Genomic DNA, 20,234 nt, shown 5'->3' on the forward strand with positions numbered 1-20,234 from the left:
ACACACCTCTGTATGCCTCCATCAAAGGACCGTGACGGCGCAGCCGGGGCGACAGGGGTGTTTTAATGACGGATTCTTTACGCCCCCCACCGTTGTGGGCGGCCGGAGGGTGCGCCGCCGTCGCACCATAATGGGACCATGCAAAAGCCCGTCGCCATCCGCCCCATGCGCCCTGAGGACTGGGATGCGGTCCACGCCATTTACGCCGCGGGCATTGCCACGGGGGAGGCCACCTTCGAGAGTGAGCCGCCTACCTGGGAGGCGTTCGACGGCGGCCGGCTGCCCGGGCACCGGCTGATCGTCGCCGAGGACGCGGGCAGGGTGTTGGGGTGGGCCGCGGTGTCGTCCGTGTCGTCCCGGGAGGTTTACCGGGGCGTCGTGGAGCACTCCATCTACGTTGCGCCGGAAACGCACGGACGGGGCGTGGGGCGGCTCCTCCTGAGCGCCCTGATCGACTCCACCGAAGCCGCAGGGATCTGGACCATCCAGTCCAGCATCTTCCCGGAGAACACGGCGAGTCTTGCCCTGCACCAGCGCCTGGGTTTCCGGGTGGTGGGAACCAGGGAACGGATTGCCAGGATCAGCCATGGCCCCAAGGCAGGCCACTGGCAGGACACCCTGCTCCTGGAACGCCGCAGCGGGGTGGCCGGCACGGAATAGGCCGGAGTTGGCCCCGGCTGCTCACGGCAAAATTGTCAGCCGGTGGTCGGCTCTTCATCGTTGGCGACAGCCTCGATCCAATCGACGTCCTCGTCGGACAGCTGGGGACCATCCAATGTCTGGACAGCCCAATCAGCATCGGCCGTTCCGCCGGTAGCAGCCTTGATGTCGGCGATGACATGCGGCGGCAGCGGTTCGCCGTTGTGGGCCATGAGCCAGCCGCGTGTTTCCGCAGGGATCAGAGGCCACCACTCACGTATGTTCATCAATGCAGTGTTGCACCGGCGATATGGCGTGCATAGATGCCGCCTGGATCGCCGGCACGGCCCGGGCGTCTTGACCGGGAACCATCAAAGGCCCGTCCGGAAGCTAACGCTCCGGACGGGCCCCGCGGTTCTGTATGTCTAGTCGGTCTTGCTTGCTGCCGCTTTCGTACGGCGGCCGATCAGGTAGGCGCCCACGGCCACGAGGACCAGCAGGACGGCTCCAAGCCCGATGAACAGTCCGGCATTGCCGGCGCTTTGTGCGGACGCGGGTGTTGCGGCCTGGGTTTCCGGCGCCGGTGTCGTTGCGGCAGCAGCTGCCGGCGCCGTGGCGGGAGCCGACGATTCCTGGTGGGTCCCGGCTCCTTCAGAGTGTCCGGTTCCTTCCGAAGCGCCTGCTTCTTCAGGGGTGTAGGTGAAGCTGAAGGTCCCGTCAATCGGATGCCCGTCGGCCGAGACCGCCCGCCATTCCACGGTGTGCTTGCCGGGATGGTCGATGTCCGCGTCCGTGCTGAGGGTGTTGCCATCCACGGTGGGCTCGCCGGCGCTGACCACATGTCCGTCGGGGGCGGTGACCTTGATGGTGTTCGATCCCGGCAGCCGGGTGTCCGGGGCGTTGCTCAGGGTGATGGAGACCTTGCCGGGGTTGGTGGTGATGGTTTGCCCGTTGGCGGGGCTGCTCGAGGCAAGCGCATCGTGTGCCTGCGCCGGGGCCGTGCCGGCAACGGCGGACAGGGCAAGGAGGGCGGCCAAGGCGCCGGCGGTGCGGGCGCGGCGGAATGAAGATTTCACGTGCTGGGTGTCCTTTCGGGACAGCCTGAAGCACCGGCGTGGTGCGGTCAGGCAAAGAAAGACTGGATGACTGGCAGCGGTTGGGACCGCGGCATCACAGGGTGGCGGAGGCCGGCAGTCCCTGGGCGCAAACCGGCGGGCCGCGGAGGGCAGGAACCCGCAGGCACGGGTGCAGCCGCGGGATGAATGAAACCCTGGGCACCGCCGGGGGAACCCACAGCGGCAGGACCTTGACGCGCAGGGTCACGGCGAGAGGCGCGAACCAGGCCAGCATCCGCCACAGCGCCGATTCCCCGCGGGCAAGCAGCAGGGCGGTGAGCGCCACCGCGAGGATGTGGGCCCCTGTCATGGCCGGTTCGGGGAGCGCCGGGACGTTCAGGGCCGCGAGCCCGGTCCCTGCTGTTGCGCACCCCGGAATGGCTTGGGCTTGATGGTGTCCGTAGGCTGCGATGCCTGCTGACATGCAGTGTTCGGCGGTTTGGGGAAGGGTGTTGAACGCCTCATGCAGGGCCACTTGCCCAAGAGTCAGCGCCGCGGTGATGGAGCCCGGACCCAGCCGCCGCCGGGCCAGGACCGTGACCGGGAGCAGGACCAGGACGGCCAGCACCGCAAGCACGGATGGAGCCGGCAGGAGCCCGCCGGCTGCGGTGTGCGCGGCAGCCGCGATTCCCAGGATCAGGCCGGTGACGGTGAGGGCGCGCGGCAGGGTCAGGGGTGCCTGTGTGGGCATCGTCCTGCCTTCCTGCTGTTGGCGCGTCTGGGATAAGGGGTTAGTCGTGGGTGGGTTCGCCGGTGAGGCGGTGGTCTGCGTGGTTGATCGTTTCCCGGATCAGGCGGACCAGGTGCCCGTCGTGAAGGGAGTAGATGATGTGCCGGCCGTTCCTGTGGGTATCCACCAGGCCGCTGAGCCGCAGCTTGGCCAGGTGCTGGCTGACCACGGTCCGGGGCACGGTGGAGGCCTGCGCCAGTTCGGTAACGGACTTGGGCCCGTCAGCGAGCTGCCACAGCAGGTGCAGCCGGGTGGGTTCGGCCAGCATCCGCAGGGTCCCGGCGGCTGTTTCCAGCAGCTGGGGTCCTGGAGCTACCTGGTGGACCAGCGAAGGCGCGTCAGGCGCGGGGCTGGTGGCGTGCTGTGGTTCGCTGCCCATCCCCTTGCTCCCTGCTCTCGGTCGGTGCGGCCGTCCGGTCGGTGTGCCGTGGCCATGACAGGAAAGCTCCTGCCGTTCCTATCATTGCAAGAATCAGCAGCGCCAGCGAAGCCGGGCCCAAACCGGCCGCGGCCCCGGCGATGCCGGCCACTGGGTAGCTGATGATATAGCAGGCGTGCGAGAGGGAGAACTGGGCGGTGAAAACGTAGGGCCGGGTTTCCTCGGTGGACGCTTCCCGCAGCAGCCGTGCGGAGGGGGTCAGGATGGTGGAGTTGCCGGCGCCGAGCACGAACCACAGCACCAGCAGCCACCACCACGTCGAGTCCCCGGCGGGCAGGAACAGCAGCACGGCAGCCCCGGCCAGGGCCACCGGGACCACGGCGGCACCGGTGAGCATCACCGTCCGGTCGCCCAGCCGTTCCAGGATCCGCGGCGCGGACAGGGCCACCGCCATGGACCCGACGCCGAAGCAGGCAAGTGCCAGGGCCAGGTCAGCGTCCGGTCGGTGGAGGATCTGCCTCACCACCACCACGCTGTTCACCAGCACCAGCGCGGTGGGGGCCGAGACCACCAGGTTCAACGCAAGCAAGGAGCGCAGCTTCCGGTTCCGCCAGAAGATCCGGGTGCCCAGGGTGGTGCGGTGCCAGAGCGAGGACGCCCCGCCCTGCTGGACGGGGGCGGTGGCCGGCAGGACCGTCATAACCACCATCAGCGCCGAGAACAGGAAGCCGCCCACTGTTCCGAGGAACAGGTTGTTGTAGCTGAGGACGGTCAGCAGCAGTGCGGCGAGGGCCGGGCTGACCAGCGCTTCCATGTCGTAGGCCAGGCGGGAGAGGGAAAGTGCCCGGGTGTAGTCCTTCTCGTCCTTGAGAACCGCCGGGATCAGGGACTGGAATGCGGGCGTGAACGTGGCCGAAGCCGATTGCAGCAGGAAGATCACCACGTAGATCTGCCAGGTCTCGGTGATGAACGGCAGACACAGCGCCATCCCTGCCCGGATCAGGTCTGAGCCGATCAGCACCGGCTTCTTGGGCAGCCGTGCCACGACGGCGTTGATCACCGGGGCGAAACCGACGTACGCGAACATCTTGATGGTCAGGGCGGTGCCCAGGACCGCCCCGGCATCCTTCCCGGCCAGGTCGAACGCCAGCAACCCCAGTGCCACGGTCAGCAGCCCCGTACCCAGCAGCGCCACGACCTGCGCGGCAAACAACCGCCGGTAGGTGGTATCCCGAAGAACTGAGAGCATGCCTGAACCCCTCCAAGTGCAAATGTGCGTAGATGTGCACATAAGCCTATCCTTGAATGGTGGGCAACAAAACGTGGGCGTCTTGGGCCTCGGCTCGCGCTCGCCAACCCTCCGGTGAATCTCTTACTCGGTCCCAGCCTGCTGGAGGATATCCCGCGCTACGCGATGGAGTGGGGTGCTCTCTCCGCGCGAGCGGGCCAACAATATCTCTAAAGCCTCTTGTGAGTTCAAATTCATGCGCTCAATCAGGATCCCTTGCACTTTTGAGATCATGTCTCTGTTCGCCAGGGCCTCCGCCATTTCCTCACTCATCCGTTGTGCAGCTTCCCGGTCCCGGATATGGCTGAGCAAGACAGCGGCCGGGCTGGCGAGCCGCTCGATCAGTAAAACTGAATTGTCATCAAATGCCAGCGGGAAGGGGGAGTAGACCTTCAGGGCACCAATTTGTCTTCCCCTGGTGGTCAGTGGTGCGCTGAGAACGGAACGGAGAGGAAGGTCCTCCACCGCCGCCGTCCATCTAGGCCATCGCGTCTCTTCTTTGGTGTCCTGGATGATGACGGGGCGCTGTTCCGCCCAGGCGCTCAGGCACGGACCCTCGCCGAGCTCGTACTGCAATTTGTCCGCTTGAAGCATGACGGTATCGGTGGCTCCGGTGCTTTCGCTGCTGAGGCCGCGCGGGTTGATGAATGACGCACCGGCTCCTGCGGAGCTCGGGATTGAGTCCTTCAAGACGAACGCCAGGGACTGCACCGCTTCGGAAGCATCCTCCTCGGTGAGGAGGCCGCTAATCATCCTCCCGGTTACTCCGGCCAGTTCATAGGCCTGGGGAAGGGAATAGTTCATGATTTACCTTGTCCTGCCGGCAATCGAGGCTGCCGGATAGTTGAAGTACGAGCACAACACCTTTGTTGGGTTGAGGTGCAGTAGCATCCGGGGGTAAGCCCCGGGCGTGGCGGGATTAGGAATAAGCCGTTCGGGCAGTGCTATTTGAAATCCGCAGGGACAATGCAGTACCTGGGCTATCAGATAGACGCCTAAGCGGTCTTCCGCCGCGGAATCGGTGACGCTCGGGGCGGTGAGTGGACGGATCTCCGAGCGGGGCCGGATGTAGGGACATGGTCAGGCAGCAGTCGGGTAGCTGGAGAGAATATAGTCCGCAGCCGCCGGGCCCACCATCCGAAGCCGACTGTCATGAACGTCCACGTCCCGGCAGTGCATTGCTGCCCGGAAAGTGATGTCGGGTTGTGGATCTATGCCCTTCAGGATGCACCAGCTGACGTATAGGCCGTAAAGGCAGTCGGCGGTCAGGGGGCAGTCCGTGTCGAATTCAGGGACAGTAGCTTCTGCAAGGAACGTTGTGAAATGCGAGGGGGCCATGTCGGCTCTCTTTCCCCGGTGTGCATCTGTCCGCCAGCAGGCTCTAGCGGTACTCCTCAAGGCCCTGCACTCGGCCAAAAAAGGGGGAAACGCCCCATAAGAGTGTGACGCTTGCCACTTCGAATGTACGCAATCCCGTGCCTCCTGTCCAGCGCGGCGAATGGAAAGCCGTCACGGTTTCGGGTGTAGGGCCCGACGGCATGCCTCGGGTCCTACACTGGATCCATGATCTCCGGCGGCCGGTACCGGGGCCTGAAATGAGCCTGCCAGCGATGTTCCTGGGCGGGCTGTTGTCCGCCCTTGCCACGTTGGTTCTCCTGCTGCTGGTGCGCAGGGAACGCCGGGCCGCCGTCGTGGCCACGGCGGCAGCCGCGGCGCTCCTGATGCCCATCCTGTGGAATTCCATCCTGAACTGGACCGGAGCCATTGGCCTGTTCTCCCATGACCTCCCGTTCCCACCGTTTCCGGTGAGCTGGCAGGATACGGGAACAGCTGTCTTCACCCTTGCCGGCACGGCTCTGGCCCTGATGACCGGGCCCTGCAGGCGCGACGCGCCCCGCAGCATTGCGGCAACAGCAGCGGTGACGGCGCTCGCCGCCCTCATTGTGGACGTCTACCTCTACTGAACCGGCTTTTCTGAAACCCGTCCACAAAACTGGCCGCCGCTGACCTGGCCCGACGCTACTTTTGCGTTGGCAGCGTCAGGATCTCGGCGCCGTCGGCCGTGATGGCGATGGTGTGCTCCGTGTGGGCCGTCCTGCAGCCGGTGGCGCTCCTGAGCGTCCACCCGTCGTCGTCCGTTACCAGCTCATCCGTGTCCGCCATGATCCATGGCTCGAGTGCCAGCAGCAGCCCGGGCCGCAGCTTGAAGCCGCGTCCGGGCCGGCCCGTATTGGGCACGTGCGGGTCCTGGTGCATGGTGGAGCCGATGCCGTGGCCGCCGAACTGAGTATTGACCTGATAGCCCGCATCGATGAGGACGCGGCCGATGGCGTACGAGATGTCCCCGATTTTGGCGTTCGGCCCGGCCACGGCGATCCCGGCGGCCAGGGCACGCTCGGTCGCCTCGATCATCGCCACGCTCTCCGCAGGCTGTGACTCGCCCACGATGAAGCTGATGGCGGCGTCCGCGGCAATGCCGTTCTTGACGACGGCGAGGTCCAGGGTCAGCAGGTCGCCGTCGGCCAGGGCGTAGTTGTGGGGCAGCCCGTGCAGCACGGCATCGTTGACGCCGGTGCAGATGTAGTGGCCGAAGGGGCCGCGGCCGAAGGAGGGCGCGTAGTCCACGTAGCAGGATTCAGCCCCGGCCTCGGTGATCATCTCTTTGGTCCACTGGTCGATGTCCAGGAGGTTCGTGCCCACGGTGGCGCGGGTCTTCATGGCCTGCAGGATGTCAGCCACCAGGGCACCGGTCTCCCGGGCGCGGGCCACTTCGGAGGGGTTGAGGATCTCGATCATGGGGTGCCCCTCTGCTGTGGCCGATAACTATGCGCCCCATCCTATTGGCCCGGCAACGAACAGGAGCAAGAGCTGACGCGGGAAACTTTCAGCCGGTGCGGCGCCAGTCCACCGCTGCTGCCGCCGCGGCCGTCACCGCCGCGGCAACCATGGCCCACGCCATGGCCGTGTAGGTGCCAAACCAGGCTGCCACCGCCGTTCCGGCCACCGGGGCGAGGGCCGCGACGGCCGTAAGGGGCGCCGCGAAGGCTCCCTGGAGCGCACCGAGGTTGCCGGTTCCCCAGCGCTCGGCAACCAGGGTGGCCTGCAGCAGGGTCTGGCAGCCGCGGACGGCGCCGGCCAGTGTCCCTGCCGCAATCAGTACCGGAACCGGGCCCGGAAGGAAGGCCAACAGAAGAATGGAAAAGGCTGCGGCCGCGGCCGTGGCGGGCAGCCGGGCACTGGCCGGGATGGCGGCGAAGACCAGCCGCCCGGCCACCTGCCCGGCGCCGATGCAGCCCAGGCCCAGGGTGGCGGTGGTGTAGTCGGCACCCTTTTCCATCAGCAGGGGGATGATGTTCAGCGTCACGGTGTAAAGCGCCAGGCCCAGGAGGGCCATGAGGGCCTGCAGGCTGATGAAGTCCCGACTCCGCCGGATGGCCCGCGCCGCCGTCGACTGCTCTTCCGCACGGGTTTCGGCGGCGGGTGACCAGGTCCGGTTGAGATAGCGGGCGTGCAGCGGCACGGTCACCAGTCCCAGCAACCCGGCCAGGATGGTGAAAGCTCCCCTCCAGCCGAACGGGGCCGAGAGGGCCGCGGTTGTGGGCGCGAAAATGGTGGACGCGAATCCGGCCGCGAGCGTCAGGACGGTCAGGGGCCGGATCCGCGCAGGCCCGTACCAGCGGCTGATGACCGTGAAGGCCGGCTGGTACAGCACGGCGGCCTGCGCGGTCCCGGCCAGCAGCCAGGCCGCAAGGAATACCGGCAGACTGGGGGCCGCCGCCACCAGGAGCAGCGCCAGTACCCCCACCACGGAGCCGGTGAGCATCACGCGGCGCGGGCCGGTCCTGTCCAGCAGCCTGCCCACGGCGATGCCGGCGGCGGCGGAGACCAGCAGGCCGGCGGAGAAGGCGCCGGTTACCAGGGCGGGGTCCCAGCCCGTGTCCTGGCTGATGGGGCCCACCGCGGCGATCAGCGCGTAGTAGAGGATGCCCCAGGCGGTGGTCTGCGTGATGCACAGCGCGGCCAAGCCGCCGCGCGGTGCACCCTCCGCGGCCAGGGTCCGGGACAGCGCGCGGGCCGGCATGTATCAGCTCCCGGTGAGCTCTGCATACAGCTTCTGGACGCGGGCCTTGATGTCGTCCCGCACCAGGCGCATGCGTTCCATGCCCTCGATGCCGCGTTTGGAGGGCTCATCCGTATCCCAGACCTCAAACCGGGTGCCTTTGGGTGCCTGGACTTTCGCCTCCGTGCCCAGGACGATGACTGCGTCCACGCTGTTCAGCACGTCATCGGTGATGGGTTTGGGGTGTTCACCGGTGATGTCGATGCCGAGTTCAGCCAGGGACTCCACCGATTGGGCGTTCAACGACTTGCCCGGGCTGGTGCCTGCCGAGTGCACGGTAACCGTGCCGTTGGCCAGCTGGTTCATGAGTCCGGCGGCGAGTTGGGATTTGCCGCCGTTCTTGCTGCAGACGAACAGGACGCCGGGGGTCTTCGGTGACGTGCTCATGCGTCACCGGAGCGGCCGTGGGCCAGGCCCGTGGGGAAGCCGATGAGCACCGGCTCGGGGGTGCCGCAGCAGGCACCGGATGTTTCTGCCACGAAGCCTGCAGATGCTGCCGCGGGGACGTCGCAGCTGGTGCCGATGTCCGAGGAGCAGACGCCGGTCTCCGGCAGTTCGAGCTGCACCGTGTCCGCTGCCTCGCGGTCCCCGGCCAGGGCAGCCGCGACGGAGCGGACCTGTTCGTAGCCGGTGGCCAGCAGGAAGGTGGGCGCCCGGCCGTAGGACTTCATCCCCACGATGTAGAAGTCCTGTTCCGGGTGGGAGAGCATTGCCGCGCCGTGCGGTTCCACGGTGCCGCAGGAGTGGAATTCCGGGTCGATCAGGGGCCCGAGTTCGCGGGGCGCCTCCACGCCGGGGTCCAGTTCCAGCCGGAGCTCCTGGAGGATCGTCAGGTCGGGACGGAAGCCGGTGGCCGGAACCACGACGTCGGCGCGGAGGGTGCGGCCGTCCGTGGCGGTCAGCGTGACGGCACCGTCGTTTGCCGCGAGGGAGGCGATTCCGAAGCCGGTGTGAAGTTCCACGGCGCCGGACTCGACGAGGGCGCGGAGCCGGCTGCCCAACTGGCCCCGTGCGGCCAGCCCGTCGGCATCGCCGCCGCCGTAGACCTTCGCCGGCGACGCGCCGCGGATGGCCCACACGACCTTTGTTCCGGGCTCCCCGGCTGCGAGGTCGGCGAGGTTGAGCAGGGTGTTGGCGGCGGAGTGGCCCGCGCCAACCACGACGGCGGTGTTCCCGGCAAACGCTGCACGCTCCCGGCCCAGCACGTCCGGCAGAGGAGAAGAGATGCGGGCGGCGGCGGCAGCTTCACCAACGGCCGGCAGTCCCGAGGTTCCGAGCGGATTGGGGGTGGACCAGGTGCCGGAGGCATCGATGACCGCCGCCGCCTGGTAGTCGCGGACGTCGCCGTCGGCGTGTTCAACGCGGACCAGGAAGGGCGTGCTGTTCCGGTTCCGGCTGTGGGTCTTGTCCATGCCCTGCCGGGTCACCGCAAGCACGCGGGCGCCCGTCTGGAGCCGGGACGCGATGGCGGGCAGGGCGGCTAGCGGGATGAGGTACTGGTCGATGAGGTCCCCGCCGGTGGGCAACTCCGCCGCCTCCGGTGCTGTCCAGCCCGTTTCGGCCAGCAGGCGGACGGCGGCGGCGTCGGTGTTGTACTGCCACGGGGAGAACAGCCGGATGTGCCGCCACTGCTCGATCGCCGCGGCGGGTCGCGGGCCGGCTTCAAAGATCAGCGGTTCCAGGCCGCGTTCCAGCAGGTGGGCCGCCGCGGCGAGGCCGATGGGGCCGGCGCCGATCACGGCGACCGGGAGGTTCTGCGCTGATTCCATGGTGTCCTCTTTCATCCGTAGTGGTTATGCAGGAGTGCTTTCCCAACTAGGTAGCACTAGGTGTCGTTTTGAGGCTCCATAACGACACTTGGCGCTACCTAGTTGGGTGGGAGGGGGTTAGCAGCAGTCCTCGTCGTCACAGCAACCAGAGTCGCCGCAGCATCCGTTCGTCATTCGGGCTCACCTCCTTCCCTGTTCCCGTTTAGGCGTGGCTGGGTTCTTCGGCCAGCGCAGTGGCGATACCTATGGCGGCGGTGTAGCCGGCGGGGCTGGCGCCGATGATGATCTGCTGTTCGTCGCTCATGTTGGGTTCCTTAGCGTCCGTGCTACTTGGCGGCCGGGATCAGGGAGTCGATCAGGTCTTCGACGCGGGCCTTGATCTCGTCACGGATGGGACGGACGGATTCGACGCCCTTGCCGGCCGGATCCTCCAGGACCCAGTCCTCGTAGCGCTTGCCCGGGACGTAGGGGCACTCGTCACCGCAGCCCATGGTGATCACCACGTCGGACTCTTTGACGGCCTCGGTGGTGAGCACCTTGGGGACCTCGGCGGACATGTCGATCCCCAGCTCTGCCATGGCTTCCACGGCGGCAGGGTTGATCTTGTCGGCGGGCTGGGATCCGGCGGAGCGGACCTCGATCTGGCCTTTTCCGAGGGTGGTGAGGAACGCGGCAGCCATCTGGGAACGGCCGGCGTTGTGGACGCAGACGAAAAGAACGGAGGGCTTCTTGGCGGTTTCGGTGGTCACGGGGTCTCTCCTGGAGTCTGGTGGGGTCAAGCGGACAGCGGGCTGGGGGTGAAAAAGCGTGCGCGGGCCCACAGTGCCGCGTACACCAGGGCAACGAGGGCGGGGACTTCGATCAAGGGTCCGACGACGCCGGCCAGGGCTTGCCCGGAGGTGACGCCGAAGGTGCCAATCGCCACAGCGATGGCGAGTTCGAAGTTGTTGCCGGCGGCCGTGAAGGCCAGCGTGGTGGTTTTCGCGTAGCCGAGGCCCAGCCATTTGCCGATCACCATGCCGGCCCCGAAAACCACCACGAAGTAGACCAGCAGCGGCAGCGCGATCCGGGCCACGTCCAGCGGCCGGGACGTGATGGTGCCGCCCTGCAGCGCGAAGAGCAGGGTGATGGTGAAGAGCAGTCCTTAGAGGGCCCAGGGGCCGAGCTTCGGCAGGAAAGAGCCTTCGTACCATTCACGGCCTTTGGTCTTTTCCCCGATGGTGCGGGTCAGGAAGCCGGCCAGCAGAGGGATTCCCAGGAACACCAGCACGGAGGCGGTGATGGACCAGAAGGAGAAGTCAGCGCTGGTGGTGGGCAGGCCGAGCCAGGACGGCAGGAGTTGGAGGTAGAACCAGCCCAGGGCGCCGAAGGCGAGGACCTGGAAGACGGAGTTGATGGCCACCAGCACCGCCGCGGCTTCCCGGTCGCCGCAGGCAAGATCATTCCAGATCATCACCATGGCGATGCAGCGGGCCAGCCCCACGATGATCAGGCCGGTGCGGTACTCCGGGAGGTCGGGAATGAAGATCCAGGCCAGCGCGAACATGAACGCCGGAGCCAGGACCCAGTTCAGTACCAGCGACGTGATCATGAGCCTGCGGTCACCGATCACCCGGTGCGTCTGGTCGTACCGGACCTTCGCGAGCACCGGGTACATCATCACCAGCAGGCCGATGGCGATCGGCAGCGACACTTCGCCGATCTTGACGGCTTCGAGCGTGGTGTCCAGCCCCGGGACCACGTTGCCCAGCAGCAGTCCCAGCGCCATGGCAGCGATGATCCAGACCGGCAGGAAGCGGTCCAGGGTGGAGAGCTTACCGACGACGGCGGCCTCACCATCAGGGCGGGCGGAGGGGTCAGTCTGGGTGCTCACGGGGCTCCTGTGCTGTTGTTCTTGTGCGATCTGGACCAAACATTGATGTTCGTCGATATGAAGTATTGGCACCTATATCGATGATTGTCAATCCATGTGCATAATGGATCCATGACTTCCCTGCAAACGGTTGAGCCCGCCGTCGACGATGCCTGCTGCGCTCCCTCCGGCCAGGCTGCCCTCGATGCAGAGGAAGCCCAGCGCAGGGCCCTTGTGTTCAAGGCGCTGGCCGACCCGAACAGGCTGCGGCTGCTCTCGATTGTCAAGGGCGCCGGAGACGGTGAAGCATGCGTCTGTGACCTGACCGAGCCGCTGGACCTGAGCCAGCCCACGGTGTCCCACCACCTGAAAATCCTGGTGGACGCCGGCCTGCTCCACCGCGAAAAGCGCGGCACCTGGGCCTACTACTCCCTGGTCCCCGGCGCGATCGAACGGACCACCGGCCTCCTGGCGTCCCTGTAAACCCTGCGATTGTCAGGCGGGCTGGGAACTGTAGGCCGTAAGGGCGGACAGTTTTTCTTCGCCAATCGGTTCTTCCGGAAGCAGTGGAATGAGGGCCACCCGGTCCGCCAGCCGGTACACCTGTGAAATTTGTTCAAGCTCACTGGCTGCGCGCGCCTGCAGGAACGGTGTCTGCGGATGTGCGGCGGCGATCGAGTTGTTGATGACCCACGCCCAGGGATGAATCCCGGCCCGTTCCAGGTCGTCCTGCAGCTCCTGGGCTTCGAGGACCGGTGTGGTCTCGGCCAGCGTCACCAGGACCACCTTGGTCTGCGCCGGATCCTGCAGCCGCATGAGGGGCGTTACGAAGCCCATGGTGTTGCCTACCTGGCGGGCGATTTCGCGGTGGTAGGAACCCGTGGCGTCCAGGAGCAGCAGGGTGTGCCCGGTGGGTGCGGTGTCAATCACCACGAAGTGCCGGCGCGATTCCTGGACCACTTTGGAGAACTGCCGGAAGACCGCCACCTCGTCCGTGCATGGGGACATCAGGTCCTCGGCCAGGGCAGCGCGGCCCTCATCGTCCAGGTTCCGGCCTTTGGTGTCCATGACGTGGGCCCGGTACTCGAGGATGGCTGTTTCGGGATCGATGCGTGAGACGGTGAGGCCGGGGACGGAGCCGTGGAGCGTCTCGGTCAGGTGTGCGGCAGGATCGGTTGTGGTTAGGTGGACGTCGTGTCCGCGCCTGGCCAGGGAAACCGCGACGGCGGCAGCAACAGTTGTCTTTCCCACGCCGCCTTTGCCCATGCACATCACCAGGCCGCGGCCATCGCGCTCCATCTCGTCCACCAGGGCGGCCAGCGGGGCATCTTCCGCGCCCGGAGCCGGCGCTGCAGGTGGCTGCGGCGTGGTGGCAGGGGACGTGGTGAACAGGGATTCGAGCGCGGGAATCCCCACCATGTTCCCTGCCTTCAGCTCCAGGACGTCGCGCGGGAGGCCGGCCACCATGCGGGGGATCGCGGCCAGGGCAGCGGCCTCCCGGGCGCGGAGTGCTTTCGCCAGGTCTTCATCGCCGGCCGCGTCCGGCAGCACCCCGTTGACCACGACGTACCCGTTGCCGATGCCTATCTGGTTGAGCTCCAGGTAGGTCCGCTCAATCTCGGTCAGCGACGACGCCTGCGCCCGGCTCACCAGAACCAGCCGCGTGCGGGCCGGGTCCGTGAGGGCCTGCACTGCCTTGGCGTAGACCTGCTTGTGCTTCTCGAGGCCGGAGAGGGGTCCCAGGCAGGAGGGATCGCCGGTCCCGGCCGCCAGGAAGTCCGTCCATGAACCCGGCAGCTGCAGCAGCCGGATGGTATGGCCGGTCGGGGCGGTATCGAAAACGATGTGGTGGTACTCGCCGTAGCTGCTGTCGTCGGCAAGCAGGCTGGTGAATTCATCGAAGGAGGCGATCTCCGTGGTGCAGGAACCGGAGAGGCTCTCCGCTATCCCGGCCAGCTCCGCATCCGGCAGGACACCGCGGGCGGGGCCGATGATCCGCTCCCGGTAGGCTTCGGCTGCCTGCTCGGGGTCGATTTCCAGGGCCTGGAGCCCCGGCACGCCGCTGATCTGGGTGACAGTGTTGCCGATGGTCTGGCCGAACACCTGGCCCACGTTCGAGGCGGGGTCGGTGCTGACCAGGAGGATCTGCTTTCCTCCCCTGGCGAGGGTGAGCGCCGTTGCACACGCCACCGACGTTTTGCCGACGCCGCCCTTGCCTGTGAAGAAGAGGAACCGGGGCGCGTCCTGGAGGAACTTCATGGGCCTCATGCTATCGATAGGCGTCGATGTATGACAGAGCCTCTTGGACTGTGAGCCTATGCTGTGGAGACGGGCTGATGCCGATGGACGGGAGGCTCCGATGGCGGTACCCGACGAGGATCCCGTAAAGGCGGACCTGCTGTGGATCGCGGAAGACTTCCGGAACATCGTGTCCAGCGCCAGCAGTGGCGAGCTGGACCTGCCGTCGATCGGAACGCGCTGGACCAACCGGCAGCTGCTCTTTCACATGGCGCTGGGGCAGAACATCGCACTGGCGGGAATACCGCTCCTGGGCCTGTTCTCCCGCCTCCCGCCGCCGGCATCCCGGAATTGGAGCAAGCTCCTGGACGCCTGCGCGCGTCCCTACAACTGGGTGAACTGGGCCGGGAGTGCCGCCGGGGGCCGGGTTCTCAAGCCGCAGGCCATGACGGGAATGATGGACCGGACCACGCGGATCATCGTCAACTGGTGCAGCCGTGCGGACAGCAAAGCGCTGGACCGCGGCATGACCATGCCCATCCGCTGGGACCCGTACTTCCTGCCCTGGATGAGCCGCCGGGACATCCTGGAGTGGGCGCCCAAGCATTACCGCCACCACCGGGCACAGCTGAGCCTGACCACACTGCCGTCCTGACGGCCAATTACTTAGCAGGCCGCTCACGGGGCGGACGGGTCCTCCCAGTTGATACCGATGGAACGGCCGCGGGCAAAATGGGCGTTTGCGATGTCGTTGACTTCGCGAAGACTCTTTCCCGGGTACGCCAGCCGGATCCACTCGTAGTCCCACTCCTGCATGTCCCGTACACGGCCGGCCTGTTTTGCGGCGCGCATGTGGGCTGCAAGGTCGTCACCGCTGAGGACCTGGCGGGGCGGGGCCATGACGGGCTGCGGCTTGGGCGGGGGCACCCTGGCCGGGCGGGGCGGAGCCTTTGCTGTGTGCACGAGTGCCACGGTCAGGGCAACCACGCCGGCGGCAATCAGGAGGACCCACCAGTACTGAATGATGAGGGCAATGACGATGAGGGCGAAGAAGGGGGCACACCCGAGGGTGCCACCGCCCTTGCTGCGTGAGCGACCCCGTTTTGCTGCCATGGTGCGGTATCCAACTTTGTCTCGACATGTTGACGGAACAAATTAACTCTCGCACCGGGTTTGCGCCGTGTCATGAGTATTTAGTACTCGATTGTGGGTGCGGCCCGAGAAGAGCCCGGCCCCCCAACTAGGTAGCAGTTGATGTCGTTTTGACGCGTCTAAACGACATTAACTGCTACCCAGTTGGGTCAGTCGGTGATGTCGGTGCCGGTGCTCAGCTCCTGCCACTGCTCCAGCTCCGCGCGCTGGGCATCTGCCACCTTGCCGAAGGCACCGAACGCGTCCGTGCCCAGGACCAGCAGGCCCGGCGGGTTGGAGGATTCGACGACGGCGATGATCGCCCGGGCGGCCTTGTCCGGGTCCCCGGGCTGGTTGCCGTGCGCCGTGTCGTGCTCCTTGCGGCGCTTGCCCGCCGTGTCCGCGTAGTCGTCGATCGCCGTCGCGGACTGGGTGAGCGAGCGCCCCGCGAAGTCGGTCCGGAAGCCGCCGGGTTCGATGACGGTGACGTTGATGCCCAGCGGCTTCAGTTCGTTGCGCAGCGATCCGGACATGCCCTCCAGCGCCGCCTTCGTGGCCGCGTAGTAGCCCGAGCCGGCGGGCGTGATCCGGGCGCCGATGGAGGAGACGTTCAGGATAGACCCTGCCTTGTTGGCGCGCATGCCCGGCAAAACGGCCTTGATCATGTCCACCGCCCCGAAAAAGTTCGTGTCGAACAGACGCCGGATGTCGCCGTCGTCCGCTTCCTCCACGGCGGCGCGGTAGCCGTAGCCGGCGTTGTTGACCAGCACGTCGATGCTGCCGAACTTGTCCTCCGCCTGCTTCACCGCCGCGCTGATCTGCGCCTTGTCGGTGACGTCCAGGGGGAGCGCCAGCGCGGTATCCGGGAAGCCGGCGGTGATGTCCTGCAGGGTTTCCACCTTCCGGGCGGTGACGACGGCGTTGTGCCCGGACGCGAGCACGGCTTCGGCCAGTGCCCGGCCAAGTCCGGTGGAGCAGCCGGTGATGAGCCACGTTGACATGGTGTTCCTTTCGTAAGGGGTGGAGGTTCTAGGCTTCGGGGATGACCATGGCGAACCGCTCGGGGCGGGCCACATCCGGGTCGGGGCCGCTGCGGACGTTGGTGTCCAGGGCGTCGATGGCTGCAAGTTCGGCCGCGGAAAGCTCGAAGCCGAACACGTCGAAGTTCTCCGCGATGCGTGTCGGGTTGGTGGACTTGGGGATGGCGGAGCGGCCCTGCTGCAGGTGCCAGCGCAGCATCACCTGGGCGGGGGTCTTGCCGTGGGCCTGCGCGACGGCGGCAATCGCCGGGTCGCGCATGACGTTCTTCCGGTTCTCGCCCCAGCCCGGATAGAAGGTGATACCGCCGATCGGGGACCACGCCTGGGTGAGGATCCCATGCTCGGCGTCCGCCGCCTGGACGTTCCGCTGGGCGAAGTACGGGTGCAGCTCAATCTGGTTCACGGCCGGAACCACGGACGTTTCCGCCAGCAACCGGTCCAGGTGGTGCGGCATAAAGTTGTTGACGCCGATGGCCCGCACCCGCCCGTCCTTGAGCAGGGTCTCGAGGGCCTTGTACGCGGCGACGGTCTTCTCGAACCGGTCCGGAGCGGGCTGGTGCAGGATGAGCAGGTCCAGTTGCTCCACGCCCAGCTTGCCTGCCGACTTGTCCCAGGCGTGGAGCGCCTCGTCGTAGCCGTAGTCGCTTACCCACACCTTCGTCTCGATAAACACCTCGGAGCGGTCCAGGCCGGAGCGGCGGATGCCTTCGCCAACCTCGCGCTCGTTGCCGTACGCGGCGGCGGTGTCAATGTGCCGGTAGCCCACCTCCAACGCTGTCTGGACGGCCGCCGTCGTCTCTTCCGGGGGACTTTGGAAGACGCCCAGGCCGAGCGCGGGCATGGTGACGCCGTTGTTGAGCGTGAGTTCCATAACCATGCCTTTCACGCTATTCGGGTGTGGCGGTTTGTGGGAGGGATTGCCAGTCCCTCCTTCGACACGCACATCCGTTTTCGCTGCGCATATTCCTCGGTGCTACCCAAATAACGGGCGCGCAAAGGATTATGCGCCTCACTGGCGGTTTTGGGCGTCGAAAACAGCAGAGCGCGTACGACGGCGGCCCACACCGGCCGCTGCCAGCTTGCCTTCCAGCCTCCCCGACTTCAGGTCGGCCCAGTCCCACCGCACCACGTTGATGCCCAGGGCACGAATCCTGTTCTCGCGCTGCTTTTCGGCCACAACAGCTTGGGAGGCGGTCTGGCCCTTGAGGAACTCGGGCTTGAGGTACTTCTCCTCGCCATCGAATTCGCCTACCACCCTGGATTGCTTCCAGTAGAAGTCGGTGTAGCCCACCAGCCCGGCGGCGTCGGAAAACCGGTGTTGCAGGACCGGGGCTTCGAAGCCGGCAACATGGATCAACGCGCGGCTCCAGGATTCGCCGGCGGACCCGGAAGCGGGATCGGCAAAGGCAATGGCCGCACGGATCCTGCGGCCAGCAGCGGCGGAGTAGATCGATCCGATCCCGCTCTCCAGGTCGGTCTTGGTCAGGGCGGGCAGACTCCGGACCGGGTCCGGCCGGAGCACATGGTCCAGCGGCGCGATGGCCTCGGTGAAGGGAATGAACGCCGCCAGGTCAAGGACAGTGCGGATGCGGTCGGTGACCAGGAGGCCTTCCACCGTGACCACCGCTAAGCCAGCCCGCGTCGCGAAGTGGCGGCTGACTCCGGCACGCGACCTCCCGCCGTGGTTCTTCCAAGTGAGTGCCTGGACCGGATGATGAAGGCCGATGGTGGGGATTCCCCAAACGCTGGCGGCGGAATGACGCGCGAAAATTGTGGTTTTTTCGAATGTCTCCGCGGCGGCCTGGATGCGGAGTCGGTACTGCTCCCATGGCTTCAGCGCCCTCCACTCCGGTCCGTCAACGTAAACGCCGTGCCGGATTCGAACGAGTGCGCCCGACTTCACACGCTTGGCAAGCTCATTCGGCACCAGACCGTACAGGTTGCGGTCCCGGGATAACAAGAGGCGTGGAAGGTCTGGCATATACCTAAGCTGGCTGACAGCGGTCCCTGCCGGTACTGGCCCTCCCTGCTATGTGGAAATGTGGCTGCGACCTGGGGGTTCTTTCCCGATGCGCAAATTCCCTAACGCAGCCAAAATATGGCCTGCGTGGAGGAATCTCCGCGTCGAGAATGTCTTTCCAGGGCGGAGGTCCAGTTCGGCCGGGCGCTACTGCTCCGGAGTATCCTCGGTCAGCCAGGCCATCGCCTCCTCCATTGAGATAAAGAACCTCGTGGGGTGCACCGGTTTGTGCCGCCCCGTGTAGAAGCCGGCCAGGGTCTGGTCAACGGGGGAGGTGCCCACCACGGCCGCGCGGGTTACGGGCCAGGGACCGGCAAAAGCTTTCAGGGCCCCTTGATCTATCCAGGCCAAGCCCGTCATTTCCACCAGCAGCGGTAGGGTTCGGCCGGCGCTGAGTTCCCTGGCTTTCTTCATCAGCGCCTTGGCGTCGCGTTCGGTGACCACGGCACCGGGCACCCACTTCAGATGCAGCAGTGCGCCGGAGAGCTCGATGGTTCCGGTGACGTTGTCATCCGCTTGGTCTTTCATGCCTTCTACTGTGCTGCTGATCCGGGGGACACACCAAAAGCCGGCAAAAATGCCGTACTGACGCTCCTTCCAAAACGGCGCTACCTTTTTGTCATGGAACGCAGTGCCGTACCCGAAGATATTGATGCGATCTGCCGTGGTCTGCCTGAGGTCGAGCTTGGGGTTTCCTGAGGCGACCGGCCGACGTACAAGGTGCCGCGCGGACCTAAAGGGCGCGGCTTTGTGCTGTACCGGGCACCGCACAAAACGGCTGTAGACCCGGACACGGGCGAGCTGTTCACTGACCTGCTTGTCATCGTCGTCCCCGATGATTCCGCCAAGTCAGCCTTGGTCGAGGACCCGTCCGTGCCGTTTTTCACCGTCCCGCACTTCGACGGGTACAACGCCGTCCTGGTGCAGGAGTCGCGCCTGGGTGAGATTTCGCGCGACGAACTGGAGGAGATCCTCATTGACGCCTGGGCGGCACGGGCACCGAAAGAGCTGGTTGCGGAATTCTTCGCGGACCAGTGAGCGTGCGGCGGCGGGTTGGGCAGGAACGTACGACGGCGGCAGGCTAGGTCCCGGAGGTGAAAAAGTCCCTGAGCTGGGCGGCTATGGCCGCGGCCGAGACCTGGTGGGTTTGGCCGTCCAGGATCCGGTGTTCACTGCTGGGGATTGCCCCGGCGATGGCCTTTTGTCCTGCGGCCATGGGGGCGGCAGCTTTTCCGCCCACCATGACGAGGGTGGGCACAGTGACCTGCCGGAGCCTTTCCAGCGGGGCCACGAAGTCGTTGGTCACCCGGGCCTCATAGGGCAGGGTGTTCGCGGCTGCGGTTTGCTTTTTCCACACGCCGGGCATGAGGCGCAGCAGGTAGGGCAGGAAGGCCGGCGCCCCCACCATCTTGACCAGGAAGTAGGACACGGCGCTGCCCCGCTTGCCGTCCCTGAGCAGGGCCTCCAGGTGCTCACGGTGGCTGCCGGGCGTTCCGTCCGCGCCCTGGACGCCGGTGTAGGGGGCCTCGTAGGTGGCCAGACGCCGCATTGGCACTCCCGCTGCGGCCGCTTCGAGGGCCAGGGCGGCGCCGGAGGAGATGCCGTAGACGTACGGGCTGCCGCCGGCCTCATTCAGCACGGCCTGCAGATCCTCGATTTCACGTTCAGTAGCGTAGGGCATCGTTTCGCCGCTGTCACCTCGTCCGCGGCGGTCGTAGAAATAGACAGTGAAGGCATCCTTCAGCTCATTCGCCAGGGCACGTGCCGGCCCGAACGTCCGGCCGCAGAAGGCGCCGTCCACCAGGACAAGGCTGGGGCCGGTCCCCATCCGCTCAACGCTGAGGGCGGTGCCGTCGGGCGACAGGACGCTGAGGACCGTGCCTGCTTCTTTGGTGTTGGTCATCGGGATGCTC

General features: G+C 66.4%; 23 protein-coding genes and 1 pseudogene. 5 read left to right on the forward strand and 19 right to left on the reverse strand.

What is annotated here, in order from left to right; all coding sequences use genetic code 11:
- The first annotated feature begins 138 nt into the window (after positions 1–138).
- Positions 139–660, forward strand: a complete 522-nt coding sequence (locus QFZ60_RS03460) for a GNAT family N-acetyltransferase (RefSeq protein ID WP_307088167.1) — start codon at positions 139–141, stop codon at positions 658–660.
- A 35-nt stretch (positions 661–695) separates the two neighbouring features.
- Here the strand turns inward: QFZ60_RS03460 and QFZ60_RS03465 are convergent, their stop codons facing one another.
- From QFZ60_RS03465 to QFZ60_RS03490, 6 genes are all read right to left on the reverse strand, one after another.
- Positions 696–926, reverse strand: coding sequence for a hypothetical protein (locus QFZ60_RS03465; RefSeq protein ID WP_307088169.1), 231 nt, complete (start codon positions 924–926; stop codon positions 696–698).
- Between the two features lie 138 nt (positions 927–1,064).
- A complete protein-coding gene (locus QFZ60_RS03470; protein ID WP_307088172.1) occupies positions 1,065–1,715 on the reverse strand; it encodes a copper resistance CopC family protein in 651 nt (216 codons plus the stop codon).
- Positions 1,716–1,809: 94 nt separating this feature from the next.
- Complete coding sequence (locus QFZ60_RS03475; RefSeq protein ID WP_307088175.1) at positions 1,810–2,445, reverse strand: hypothetical protein; 636 nt, start codon at positions 2,443–2,445, stop codon at positions 1,810–1,812.
- Between the two features lie 40 nt (positions 2,446–2,485).
- Positions 2,486–2,863, reverse strand: a complete 378-nt coding sequence (locus tag QFZ60_RS03480) for a helix-turn-helix transcriptional regulator (protein ID WP_056329065.1) — start codon at positions 2,861–2,863, stop codon at positions 2,486–2,488.
- The gene (locus tag QFZ60_RS03485; protein ID WP_307088178.1) at positions 2,823–4,112 is read right to left on the reverse strand and encodes an MFS transporter; all 1,290 of its coding nucleotides are present in this window, start codon (positions 4,110–4,112) and stop codon (positions 2,823–2,825) included. Before QFZ60_RS03485 ends, QFZ60_RS03480 begins: the two co-directional genes overlap by 41 nt.
- Before the next feature lie 123 nt (positions 4,113–4,235).
- The gene (locus QFZ60_RS03490; protein ID WP_307088180.1) at positions 4,236–4,955 is read right to left on the reverse strand and encodes a GAF and ANTAR domain-containing protein; all 720 of its coding nucleotides are present in this window, start codon (positions 4,953–4,955) and stop codon (positions 4,236–4,238) included.
- A 791-nt stretch (positions 4,956–5,746) separates the two neighbouring features.
- Here QFZ60_RS03490 and QFZ60_RS03495 point away from each other — a divergent pair.
- Positions 5,747–6,115 carry a hypothetical protein gene (locus QFZ60_RS03495; protein ID WP_307088182.1) on the forward strand — a complete coding sequence of 123 codons (369 nt, stop codon included), beginning with the start codon at positions 5,747–5,749 and terminating at the stop codon, positions 6,113–6,115.
- Between the two features lie 55 nt (positions 6,116–6,170).
- On the opposite strand, the gene map is transcribed toward QFZ60_RS03495, so the two are convergent.
- From map to arsB, 6 genes and pseudogenes are all read right to left on the reverse strand, one after another.
- Entirely contained in the window at positions 6,171–6,947 is a 777-nt protein-coding gene (gene map, locus QFZ60_RS03500) for a type I methionyl aminopeptidase (RefSeq protein WP_307088184.1), read from the reverse strand.
- Positions 6,948–7,035: 88 nt separating this feature from the next.
- Entirely contained in the window at positions 7,036–8,232 is a 1,197-nt protein-coding gene (locus QFZ60_RS03505) for an MFS transporter (RefSeq protein ID WP_307088186.1), read from the reverse strand.
- A gap of 3 nt (positions 8,233–8,235) precedes the next feature.
- On the reverse strand, positions 8,236–8,658 hold the full coding sequence (locus QFZ60_RS03510; protein WP_307088188.1) for a low molecular weight phosphatase family protein: 423 nt from the start codon (positions 8,656–8,658) through the stop codon (positions 8,236–8,238).
- Complete coding sequence (locus tag QFZ60_RS03515) at positions 8,655–10,040, reverse strand: FAD-dependent oxidoreductase (protein ID WP_307093191.1); 1,386 nt, start codon at positions 10,038–10,040, stop codon at positions 8,655–8,657. The genes QFZ60_RS03510 and QFZ60_RS03515 overlap by 4 nt, the downstream gene beginning before the upstream one ends.
- Positions 10,041–10,366: 326 nt before the next feature.
- Complete coding sequence (locus QFZ60_RS03520) at positions 10,367–10,789, reverse strand: arsenate reductase ArsC (protein ID WP_307088190.1); 423 nt, start codon at positions 10,787–10,789, stop codon at positions 10,367–10,369.
- Positions 10,790–10,815: 26 nt separating this feature from the next.
- Positions 10,816–11,913 (reverse strand): annotated as a pseudogene (gene arsB, locus QFZ60_RS03525) (ACR3 family arsenite efflux transporter).
- Between the two features lie 111 nt (positions 11,914–12,024).
- Here arsB and QFZ60_RS03530 point away from each other — a divergent pair.
- Positions 12,025–12,375, forward strand: a complete 351-nt coding sequence (locus QFZ60_RS03530; RefSeq protein WP_307088193.1) for a helix-turn-helix transcriptional regulator — start codon at positions 12,025–12,027, stop codon at positions 12,373–12,375.
- Between the two features lie 12 nt (positions 12,376–12,387).
- Here QFZ60_RS03530 and arsA read toward each other — a convergent pair whose 3' ends face one another.
- Positions 12,388–14,151, reverse strand: a complete 1,764-nt coding sequence (gene arsA / locus QFZ60_RS03535; RefSeq protein WP_307088195.1) for an arsenical pump-driving ATPase — start codon at positions 14,149–14,151, stop codon at positions 12,388–12,390.
- Positions 14,152–14,251: 100 nt separating this feature from the next.
- Here arsA and QFZ60_RS03540 point away from each other — a divergent pair, with 100 nt between their 5' ends.
- Positions 14,252–14,785 carry a DinB family protein gene (locus QFZ60_RS03540; protein WP_307088197.1) on the forward strand — a complete coding sequence of 178 codons (534 nt, stop codon included), beginning with the start codon at positions 14,252–14,254 and terminating at the stop codon, positions 14,783–14,785.
- Between the two features lie 23 nt (positions 14,786–14,808).
- Here the strand turns inward: QFZ60_RS03540 and QFZ60_RS03545 are convergent, their stop codons facing one another.
- From QFZ60_RS03545 to QFZ60_RS03565, 5 genes are all read right to left on the reverse strand, one after another.
- The gene (locus QFZ60_RS03545) at positions 14,809–15,243 is read right to left on the reverse strand and encodes a hypothetical protein (protein WP_307088199.1); all 435 of its coding nucleotides are present in this window, start codon (positions 15,241–15,243) and stop codon (positions 14,809–14,811) included.
- A 188-nt stretch (positions 15,244–15,431) separates the two neighbouring features.
- The gene (locus tag QFZ60_RS03550; protein ID WP_307088201.1) at positions 15,432–16,262 is read right to left on the reverse strand and encodes an oxidoreductase; all 831 of its coding nucleotides are present in this window, start codon (positions 16,260–16,262) and stop codon (positions 15,432–15,434) included.
- A 28-nt stretch (positions 16,263–16,290) separates the two neighbouring features.
- On the reverse strand, positions 16,291–17,172 hold the full coding sequence (locus QFZ60_RS03555; RefSeq protein ID WP_307093192.1) for an aldo/keto reductase: 882 nt from the start codon (positions 17,170–17,172) through the stop codon (positions 16,291–16,293).
- Positions 17,173–17,310: 138 nt separating this feature from the next.
- Entirely contained in the window at positions 17,311–18,282 is a 972-nt protein-coding gene (locus QFZ60_RS03560) for a hypothetical protein (RefSeq protein ID WP_307088203.1), read from the reverse strand.
- A gap of 186 nt (positions 18,283–18,468) precedes the next feature.
- A complete protein-coding gene (locus tag QFZ60_RS03565) occupies positions 18,469–18,849 on the reverse strand; it encodes an STAS/SEC14 domain-containing protein (RefSeq protein ID WP_307088205.1) in 381 nt (126 codons plus the stop codon).
- Positions 18,850–19,071: 222 nt separating this feature from the next.
- Here QFZ60_RS03565 and QFZ60_RS03570 point away from each other — a divergent pair, with 222 nt between their 5' ends.
- Positions 19,072–19,359 (forward strand): hypothetical protein, encoded by a 288-nt coding sequence (locus tag QFZ60_RS03570; protein WP_307088207.1) that lies wholly within the window; start codon positions 19,072–19,074, stop codon positions 19,357–19,359.
- Between the two features lie 43 nt (positions 19,360–19,402).
- Here QFZ60_RS03570 and QFZ60_RS03575 read toward each other — a convergent pair whose 3' ends face one another.
- Positions 19,403–20,224: an alpha/beta fold hydrolase gene (locus tag QFZ60_RS03575; RefSeq protein WP_307088209.1), complete on the reverse strand. Its 822-nt coding sequence runs from the start codon at positions 20,222–20,224 to the stop codon at positions 19,403–19,405.
- Positions 20,225–20,234: the final 10 nt, after the last annotated feature.

Source organism: Arthrobacter sp. B2I5 (assembly GCF_030816735.1).
Lineage (GTDB): Bacteria > Actinomycetota > Actinomycetes > Actinomycetales > Micrococcaceae > Arthrobacter.

What these genes read in the sequence shown, in the direction of transcription:
- QFZ60_RS03545 (WP_307088199.1), bottom strand. Translation starts at nt 15,243, where the DNA reads ATGGCAGCAAAACGGGGTCGCTCACGCAGCAAGGGCGGTGGCACCCTC.
- QFZ60_RS03485 (WP_307088178.1), bottom strand. Translation starts at nt 4,112, where the DNA reads ATGCTCTCAGTTCTTCGGGATACCACCTACCGGCGGTTGTTTGCCGCG.
- QFZ60_RS03505 (WP_307088186.1), bottom strand. Translation starts at nt 8,232, where the DNA reads ATGCCGGCCCGCGCGCTGTCCCGGACCCTGGCCGCGGAGGGTGCACCG.
- QFZ60_RS03540 (WP_307088197.1), top strand. Translation starts at nt 14,252, where the DNA reads ATGGCGGTACCCGACGAGGATCCCGTAAAGGCGGACCTGCTGTGGATC.
- QFZ60_RS03475 (WP_307088175.1), bottom strand. Translation starts at nt 2,445, where the DNA reads ATGCCCACACAGGCACCCCTGACCCTGCCGCGCGCCCTCACCGTCACC.
- QFZ60_RS03565 (WP_307088205.1), bottom strand. Translation starts at nt 18,849, where the DNA reads ATGAAAGACCAAGCGGATGACAACGTCACCGGAACCATCGAGCTCTCC.
- QFZ60_RS03550 (WP_307088201.1), bottom strand. Translation starts at nt 16,262, where the DNA reads ATGTCAACGTGGCTCATCACCGGCTGCTCCACCGGACTTGGCCGGGCA.
- QFZ60_RS03465 (WP_307088169.1), bottom strand. Translation starts at nt 926, where the DNA reads ATGAACATACGTGAGTGGTGGCCTCTGATCCCTGCGGAAACACGCGGC.
- QFZ60_RS03515 (WP_307093191.1), bottom strand. Translation starts at nt 10,040, where the DNA reads ATGGAATCAGCGCAGAACCTCCCGGTCGCCGTGATCGGCGCCGGCCCC.
- QFZ60_RS03495 (WP_307088182.1), top strand. Translation starts at nt 5,747, where the DNA reads ATGAGCCTGCCAGCGATGTTCCTGGGCGGGCTGTTGTCCGCCCTTGCC.
- arsA (WP_307088195.1), bottom strand. Translation starts at nt 14,151, where the DNA reads ATGAAGTTCCTCCAGGACGCGCCCCGGTTCCTCTTCTTCACAGGCAAG.
- map (WP_307088184.1), bottom strand. Translation starts at nt 6,947, where the DNA reads ATGATCGAGATCCTCAACCCCTCCGAAGTGGCCCGCGCCCGGGAGACC.
- QFZ60_RS03510 (WP_307088188.1), bottom strand. Translation starts at nt 8,658, where the DNA reads ATGAGCACGTCACCGAAGACCCCCGGCGTCCTGTTCGTCTGCAGCAAG.
- QFZ60_RS03480 (WP_056329065.1), bottom strand. Translation starts at nt 2,863, where the DNA reads ATGGGCAGCGAACCACAGCACGCCACCAGCCCCGCGCCTGACGCGCCT.
- QFZ60_RS03460 (WP_307088167.1), top strand. Translation starts at nt 139, where the DNA reads ATGCAAAAGCCCGTCGCCATCCGCCCCATGCGCCCTGAGGACTGGGAT.
- QFZ60_RS03555 (WP_307093192.1), bottom strand. Translation starts at nt 17,172, where the DNA reads ATGGAACTCACGCTCAACAACGGCGTCACCATGCCCGCGCTCGGCCTG.
- QFZ60_RS03560 (WP_307088203.1), bottom strand. Translation starts at nt 18,282, where the DNA reads ATGCCAGACCTTCCACGCCTCTTGTTATCCCGGGACCGCAACCTGTAC.
- QFZ60_RS03575 (WP_307088209.1), bottom strand. Translation starts at nt 20,224, where the DNA reads ATGACCAACACCAAAGAAGCAGGCACGGTCCTCAGCGTCCTGTCGCCC.
- QFZ60_RS03490 (WP_307088180.1), bottom strand. Translation starts at nt 4,955, where the DNA reads ATGAACTATTCCCTTCCCCAGGCCTATGAACTGGCCGGAGTAACCGGG.
- QFZ60_RS03530 (WP_307088193.1), top strand. Translation starts at nt 12,025, where the DNA reads ATGACTTCCCTGCAAACGGTTGAGCCCGCCGTCGACGATGCCTGCTGC.